4 protein-coding genes are annotated in these 8,091 nt (G+C 42.7%); 1 reads left to right on the top strand and 3 read right to left on the bottom strand.

Going from position 1 to position 8,091, the window contains the following annotated elements; genetic code table 11:
- Positions 1-58: 58 nt before the first annotated feature.
- On the bottom strand, positions 59-313 hold the full coding sequence (locus tag D0T84_RS20245; RefSeq protein ID WP_163309665.1) for a hypothetical protein: 255 nt from the start codon (positions 311-313) through the stop codon (positions 59-61).
- A gap of 393 nt (positions 314-706) precedes the next feature.
- Positions 707-4,285: a glycoside hydrolase family 2 TIM barrel-domain containing protein gene (locus D0T84_RS20240; protein ID WP_163309664.1), complete on the bottom strand. Its 3,579-nt coding sequence runs from the start codon at positions 4,283-4,285 to the stop codon at positions 707-709.
- Positions 4,286-4,667: 382 nt separating this feature from the next.
- Here D0T84_RS20240 and D0T84_RS20235 point away from each other — a divergent pair, with 382 nt between their 5' ends.
- Positions 4,668-5,189 carry a helix-turn-helix transcriptional regulator gene (locus D0T84_RS20235; protein ID WP_163309663.1) on the top strand — a complete coding sequence of 174 codons (522 nt, stop codon included), beginning with the start codon at positions 4,668-4,670 and terminating at the stop codon, positions 5,187-5,189.
- A 333-nt stretch (positions 5,190-5,522) separates the two neighbouring features.
- Here D0T84_RS20235 and D0T84_RS20230 read toward each other — a convergent pair whose 3' ends face one another.
- Complete coding sequence (locus D0T84_RS20230; RefSeq protein WP_163309666.1) at positions 5,523-7,334, bottom strand: YgiQ family radical SAM protein; 1,812 nt, start codon at positions 7,332-7,334, stop codon at positions 5,523-5,525.
- Positions 7,335-8,091 lie beyond the last annotated feature (757 nt).

Below are 8,091 nucleotides of genomic sequence, written 5' to 3'. Positions count from 1 at the left end.
CTGTAACTTCAGCAAAATAGGGAGAGATGAATCTATTCATGAAGCGAAGATAACATTTCTACAAATTATGATGAAATTTTGATGCGGTTGCCCTGTTTTCTTTCAGTAATCTCGTATCTTTACTTTTACGAACCATAACCTCTGTAACAATCATTACAGCACAATAGAGAATAAACGGAATCGTAATAAAATAAGGGACATACTCCACATATTCGCCAAAGCTGAACTTGCCCACTGCTAAAATAAGTATATATAGAAAGAACACACCGTATGAAATCTTCTGTATTGTCCTACATTTCTTATACCTTCCCATGATAATTAAGTTTTAATCTGTTACAAACTATAAGAAATCCATTTTTCTTAATGATCAAACAATGATAAGTCTCCCCATACGCAATCCTTTCTTTTAAAAAACAATCAACTTATGACTAAAAGGTAAACATAGGACTTAAAGTTTAGATTTACAAATATTTTGCAGAATCTTTACAAAGAAGGGACGAAAGAAGTTAACCACATTTCGGGAAGTAGGGGCAATCCCTTGTGGTTGCCCGCAGTCGCAGGAAACGGGCAGGGACAAGCCGCTACCCCTACATGCTACAATATGGAAAATGTTGTAACAATGTTTATGACTTATTCCTCCTAAAATAAAAAAAAGAGCCTGTTGTCTGTGTCAACAACAAGCTCTCATTATTATCATATCCTTCGCTTATTTCACATTTTGTATCCTGAACGAATAACTTAGATTCTGATTTACTGGAATCATATACTGAGGCAATGTAAGTGGCCCGCAACTCGCGTTACCCAATCCCTCCTGGATGCAATCCAGATTGAGATACACCTCAGGCTTACGGATTTCATCCAGTTTGAAATCATGTGCGGCCTCCCATAAGGCCTGATCGGTAAAATGCAAGGCGCTGAAACCCAGCCTGTCTTTAGACGATATCTTTATCCCTTTATTATTCTGGTCGGTTATTGCTACCCATCTCACATCATCCCTGTTGCCCATGCTTTGCGATCTCACATAATGTTCCTGTTCCATACCTTTCGCTGTAGTCCGGTATTGTCCCATATATGCCGAATGCTTCCTGTCCCAGTAGTTTTCGTGAGGGCCGCGTCCATAATACTGCACATTTTCCATACCCTCGGGCAGTACTACCTGCAATCCCAGGCGATGAATAAACGGATTGCCCTCAGGCAGGGTAAAGCTGCCGTCTATATCTATCGTGCCATCCGTGTATATCACATATTTCAGGCTATATGGGATTCTTGCGGGTTTCGGACTGTTTATAGTTGCCATAGTAGAAGAGAAGATCGTTACCGATTTATTATCAGGAGATACCTGATAAGTGAACATAGGCTTGTCATTTACCGTAGGATAATAGTTCTGGTCGGCATACTTGTCGTTGTTTACACTACGGTACCAGTTCAGGTTGAACCCGTTCTGATTGTAAATAATTTCCTTCGCGTTATACTGTAGGGATGTCATCATACCTGTAGCAGTATTAAATACGGTTTTGAAATCCGATCCGCCTATAGTCAGGTTATCCCCTTCTTTAAATACTTTGATGTCTCCCATAGAAGAAACATCAACCGAGTTGAGAGCCTGCCTTTCGGTCAGCGCAAACTGTCCGGAGGCGACTTCATGGCCTGCTTTAGCCCAACTGGCATCGTTCTTCAATGTAAAATATACATTGAGGAAGTACTCACTGCCTGCATCCAGATTCTTGTTGTAAGGAATCGTGATAACGGTCTTTTGGTTCGGAGCCAGATCGATAGAGCTTATTGTTCCCGATTCCGATTTCACCCCGTCTTTCAGTACATCCCAACTGATATTAAATTCATTCAGGTTGATGAAATCATATTTGTTCCCAATTTCAATTTTACCGGTACTTGCCGATAACGGTTTGAATTTGATATACTGATACACTTTCTTTACTTCCAGTAATTTAGCTGTAACCCTCCGGTCGGGTGTGGTCAGCCCGTTACATACAAAGTCAAAGTCATTCGGCTTATCTCCGAAGTCCCCGCCAAGATAATATTGATTGGCGGGCTTGCCGTACATATTGATACCCTGATCGACCCAATCCCATACACAGGCGCCTATCATGCGTTGCGAGTCGTTCTCTATATAATCCCAGTATTCTGCGAGGTTGCCCGGGGCATTCCCCATAGAGTGGGCGTATTCGCAGAGGAAGTAAGGCTTATCCGTATCCTGCTGGTCGAACGCGGCCATACGCGACATGCTCGGATACATGTGCGAATCGATATCCGCTACCTCATTCTTCCCTTCATAATGGACAGGGCGTGAAGGGTCGAGCAGCTTGGCAACCTTATACATTTCATCAAAGTTGGCTCCGTTTCCTCCTTCATTTCCCAGAGACCAGAAGATGACGGACGGATGGTTCTTGTCGCGTTGGATAACTCTTTCCATCCGGTCTTTGTAAGCGGGAATCCAACTCGGCATATCGCTGATAGAATGATTGCCGTGATTTTCCAGATCAGCTTCATCCATCACATACAATCCATAATAATCGTGCAACGCGTACATACGCGGATCGTTAGGATAATGGCTTGTACGTATCGTATTCAGGTTATGTTGCTTCATCAGCAGTATATCCTGTATCATCGATTCTACAGGAACCGCCTTCCCAAACTGAGGATGAATATCATGGCGGTTAGCCCCTTTAAAGAAGACTTGTTCGTTATTTATATAAACGCGCTTATTCTTTATCTCTATTTTGCGGAAGCCGAATTTTGAAGACATCGCTTCCACGACATTGTCTTTGTTGTCTTTCAACGTAACGACTGCCGTGTACAGATTTGGTTTTTCAGCCGACCATAATAACGGGTTCGTTACAGTAGCCTGCAAGTCATATACCTGCTCTTTTCCTCCGCCCAGCGCCTCTACAGGTTGGCTCAGGCTGGCTACTTCCTTTCCTTTGTTATCCAGTAAGGATACGTTTACCGTGGCAGGCAGTGACGATTTATTATCGTAATTTTTTACAGAGGCTTTTACTTTAAATGTGGCGGAACTGTAATCATCCCCCTCGAACGCCGACTCTAAAAAGTAATCGCGCACATGTACTTTAGGCGTGGCAAATACGAATACATTGCGATGGATACCGCTCAGGCGGAACATGTCCTGATCTTCGATATAGCTTCCGTCCGTCCAGCGGTAAACCTCTGCGGCTATTGTATTATCCCCGGTTTTCACATAATCTGTAATATTAAATTCGGCAACATTATTTGCCCCTTGGCTGTAACCTACTTTCTTGCCGTTTATCCATACATAGATGCCACTATATACCCCATCGAAGTGCAGGAATATCTCCTTACCGTCCCAGTCGGCAGGAATTGTAAAATCGCGGCGGTACGAGCCTACCGGATTTACTTCCGTTTCGTTAGTATAACCTTTTTGAGGCTGTATAAACGGCGGGTTATCCTTATGCGGATAAGTTATATTCGTATATATAGGTGTTCCGTACCCATGCATTTCCCAATTGGAAGGGACAGGGATTTCCTTCCATGAAGACACGTCATAATTCATCTTATAAAAATCTACAGGACGCTCAGACGGCTGTTTTACCCAGTTGAATTTCCAGTTGCCGTTCAGCGAACGGTAAAGCGGGGATGCAGGTTCTTCCCACGGTTTATCAAATGTTTTATCCGCTTTCAGGCTCTCCAGTGAGGGGAAAGGGTAATATGTAGCATGGCCGGGTTCTTTATTTATAGCGAAGATTGTCTCATTTTCCCAATCATTCTTACTCGGCTTTTGCTTCTCCACTTTAGGCGCTTTTACATTGGTCGGTATTAACCTCCATGCCAAAGAAGAGTTAGGAAGCTGCGATATAGCCGCACCGGCAGCATCTTCGCCAGAGAAAGCCAAAGCCATTCCGCTGTTTTTCTGCACTATCATATAAGCGCCTGTGCCGGTCATATTGAAGTTCCATTGCTGATTTACATTCGAACCACTGCTGCTCCATTGAATGACTGTGTTACCTTTTCCGTCGGTAACCCCGTTATTATCAATACTCTTTTCGATAAACGGATTGGAAATCAAATAACTTCCGTTTTCCTGTTTTTCGATTTTCCAGACTTGTCCCTCCCTGTTTTTTTCATTTTTTGACAGATAAAGGTTCGCCGAATTTCCCGGATTGTCCAGATTGTCAACGACAAAACCCGAAGGGCTGGCTATTTTATACAATACACCGGGCTTAATTTCCTGAGAAAAGATGCTTGGGCAAATTAACAAGCTCAGGAATAAATAGAAATAACTGATTCGCATTTGCTTTATATTTAATTATGGTTCATTATATCTTTAAGGTGTGTTTTTTTGAAGTGTTAAAGATAATGTTTATTCTTATTCGGTCAATAAAAATAAATGTATATCTGCTTTGTGTGTTCAGTATATTATAATAGCTATTCCACTTTGTAGGGGCAGACCTGCGTGTCTGCCCGAAACAAGGGCGAACACATAGGTTCGCTCCTACGATACCCGTCATGAAATTTTGATGATTTGCCCTAAAATACTGCCGATTGTTAAAAGTTTCTTTAATAATTTCGTTAGATTTGTAAATTCTCTTTCAGGATAGGATAATTTTCTTCCCCCGATTTAGAAAAACATTCTCTGTAATACGTTGTTATACTTCAAAATAGGAATATAGGATATGGAAAAAGATGAACTGAACGAAAACATCCATTTAGGAGAAAATATAAAGTGCCTGATGCGGGCATTCCGCTTGCAGCAAAACGAACTGGCTGAAAAATCGGGCTATTCCGAAAGCCAGTTGTCCAATATCCTGCGTAAGGCGGATGTTGACGATGAAACGTTAGTTCGTCTGGCTAAAGGATTGGGACATGGCGTTACTCCCGAAATGATAAAAGCATATAGTCACGAGGATACTGTTAAATATATTATTAATAATTATACACAGAATGTAGAGAACGGGGGGACAGGAACTTATAATAAAGATGATTACACTCAGAATATTCAAGATGGGGGTATAGGAAATAATAATTCAACGTTTCAGGAAGGCAGCCAGCAAACTATAAATAATTACGTTGCCGAACAAGCCTTTACCTTAGCAGAAAAGAATACAAAATTGGAAAAACTGCTTCTCTACCACCGCATGCAGACAGAGCCCGAAGCAGTAAAAAAAGAAATGGAATCCCTGAAAACAGACGAATAGTAGGGGCGAACCTGTGTGTTCGTCCCATTTATCCGGGCAGACACACAGGTCTGCCCCTACACAATCGATAAATCATGCGAATCAGGGGTTGAAAGCAGCCCAACACCTGCCTGAAAGGCAGAATCTTCATAACCGTATGCAAGCGCAGCGTAGCTTACGCAGCAAGTGGCAATTACACTCCCCCTGCCCGAAGCGGCAGGACACACAGTATGTCCTGTCTTTCAGACAGCTGGCATTGCCCGTCCTTTTTCCGCAGGCGATGACCCGCGGTTATGAAGATTTGGCTTTTCAAGCCATTTCTCAAATCCTGAGTGGCATCTTTAACAAATGGGATCAGTATAATTCCCTTAATAAATCTTCCCGCTTCAACCGTTTCAGTTCTTTAATAATCCGCGGGCGGTAGTCCTTATCGTACCAGAAAAAGAACTGGCGCTGGGCGAGTTTCTGTTCTTTTGTGCGGGCGGTATATACCTTTTCCAATGTGTATGGATGATAGCCTGTATAATAGATTTCGGTAGCAACCGTCATTGGCGACGGCGTAAAATCCTGTATTTGTTCCAACCTGAATCCCAACGGCTTTGTAGCAACTGCCAGTTCTGCCATATCAATTTCGGTACATCCCGGATGCGAAGAAATAAAGTAAGGTATAAGCTGTTGTTTCAATCCGCATTCGTTATTTATCTTGTCGAATATTTTCTTGAATGTATAAAACTGTTCAAAACCCGGCTTTCTCATATAACTGAGAACCTTGTCGGACGTATGTTCGGGCGCTACTTTCAGTCGTCCTGAGACATGATTCAGTATAAGTTCTTTGGTGTATTCCTCCGAAATTTTATTCAGGCGGTTGTCTTCGTTGCGGTAGAGTAGCATATCGTATCTTACCCCGCTACCGATAAACGATTTCTTTATACGGGGCATTTCGTCCACAGCCTTATATATATCGAGAAGGTAAGAATGGTCTACATTCAGATTCTTGCATATTTTGGGATAGATGCATGAAGGGCGTTTACACTTGCTGCAAATACTCTCGTCTTTTCCCTTCATTTTATACATATTGGCGGAAGGGCCTCCCAGGTCACTCAGATAGCCTTTAAAGTCGGGCATTTCCGTAATCTGCTTTACTTCTTTCAGAATAGAATCTTTGGAACGTGAGGCTATAAATTTACCCTGATGGGCGGATATAGTACAAAAAGCACACCCGCCAAAACAGCCACGGTGCATGTTTACGGAAAACTTAATCATCTCAAAAGCGGGAATGGATTTCCCTTTGTATTTGGGATGGGGCAACCGTGTATAGGGGAGGTCGAAAGACGCGTCAATCTCTTTTTCGCTCATGGGCGGATAAGGAGGATTGATAATAACAGCCGAATCGCCATAGGTTTGTACGATGCGCGAAGCGTTTGTCATATTGGACTGCTCCTCTACAATCCTGAAATTTTTCGCCTGATTTAGCTTTTCCGACAGGCAGTCTTCGTGGGAAAAGAGGAAAATATCATTAGCCTCTTTACCGGGAATGGTATGAGATAGATAAGCCGTTTGAGGAATACCTTTCAATTCACCGAATGATTTCCCGGCTTTCAACTCCGAAACAATCGCTTTAAGGGGCAATTCTCCCATTCCGTATACCAGCAAATCCGCTTTGGAATCTACAAGAATCGATTTATGCAGTTTATCATCCCAGTAATCGTAATGCGTCACACGGCGCAATGAAGCTTCTATTCCACCCAGCACTACTGGTACATCGGGAAACAGCTCTTTCAGTATATTCGAATAAACGATTGACGGCCTGTCAGGCCGCATATCCGACCTTCCGCCGGGAGTATAGGCATCATCGGAACGAAGCCGCTTGTTGGCGGTATAATGGTTTATCATCGAGTCCATAGCTCCGGCTGTTACCCCGAAGAAAAGGCGGGGTCTGCCCAGTTTTTTAAAGTCGCGCAAATCGTCCCGCCAGTTAGGTTGGGGAACAATAGCCACTTTTAGCCCTTCGGATTGAAGGATACGCCCTATCACTGCCGCCCCAAAGGACGGATGGTCTATGTACGCATCTCCCGAAAACAGGACGACATCCAGTTCGTCCCATCCTCTCAGTTCCACTTCCTTTTTTGTGGTAGGCAGCCAGTCTGTCAGGCGGTATTCTTTCATAATCAGGTGCAAAGGTATCGCTTTTTTTACAGTAGCTGTGTTTTAAGTGTAATTCTTAACATTTTCAATGATTATAGTTTATAGTTTTAAATAATAATGCCAATCAAGGGTTGCTTAGGGTTGCAGTATACTATTATAAATCAACCTTCTGTTTTGCAGTCAGGGTTCTAAGTCCACGAAGTGGGCTAATATGGATAACTACGGGTACAACCGGATAGGGAGAGGCCGTCTCCGTAGGAGGCGAATGGGATTGATTTTCGCTATTTGCCTCCTACGGAGACATATTTTCCAGCCAGTTCCTGCCACGGGTTTTGTCCGTGGTTATCCACCTTCAGTCCCTTCGGGACAATAAGTTACTGTGCTTTTCAACCCCTGATTCGCATTAATAACAATTAATGTAGCTTTTTTGAGGCTTGGCGTAGAGGCAAACCTGCAATGTTATTCAGTTAAGAAAATCTTATACCCTGTCATCCTGAACGATAGTGAAGGATCTCTCTGTTTACCTGTCTTGGCGCAAGTTACGCTGCGCTAAACTTGCACTGAAGAATATAAAAATGAGGGTGTGTCATAAGTAAAACATCTCTGTCAAATTGTTACTCTCTTTGTCATTCTGAGTGCAACGAAGAATCTCGACCTTCCAGATACGGGATGTTTCACTCCGTTACCAATGACGTCATTTAAATTATATCCGTTTTGACAATCATAAAATTGTGTTTTTTAGCTAGTTTACCCATAAGTCTTATTTCGTTAGCATTGA

Source organism: Dysgonomonas sp. 521 (genome assembly GCF_010501055.1).
Classification (GTDB): Bacteria; Bacteroidota; Bacteroidia; order Bacteroidales; family Dysgonomonadaceae; genus Dysgonomonas.
Note: the sequence above shows the minus strand (reverse complement) of the source record. Positions and strands in the feature narration are given on the sequence as shown.

Coding starts and splice junctions, on each gene's coding strand:
- D0T84_RS20230 (WP_163309666.1), bottom strand. CDS start 7,334: ATGAAAGAATACCGCCTGACAGACTGGCTGCCTACCACAAAAAAGGAA.
- D0T84_RS20245 (WP_163309665.1), bottom strand. CDS start 313: ATGGGAAGGTATAAGAAATGTAGGACAATACAGAAGATTTCATACGGT.
- D0T84_RS20235 (WP_163309663.1), top strand. CDS start 4,668: ATGGAAAAAGATGAACTGAACGAAAACATCCATTTAGGAGAAAATATA.
- D0T84_RS20240 (WP_163309664.1), bottom strand. CDS start 4,285: ATGCGAATCAGTTATTTCTATTTATTCCTGAGCTTGTTAATTTGCCCA.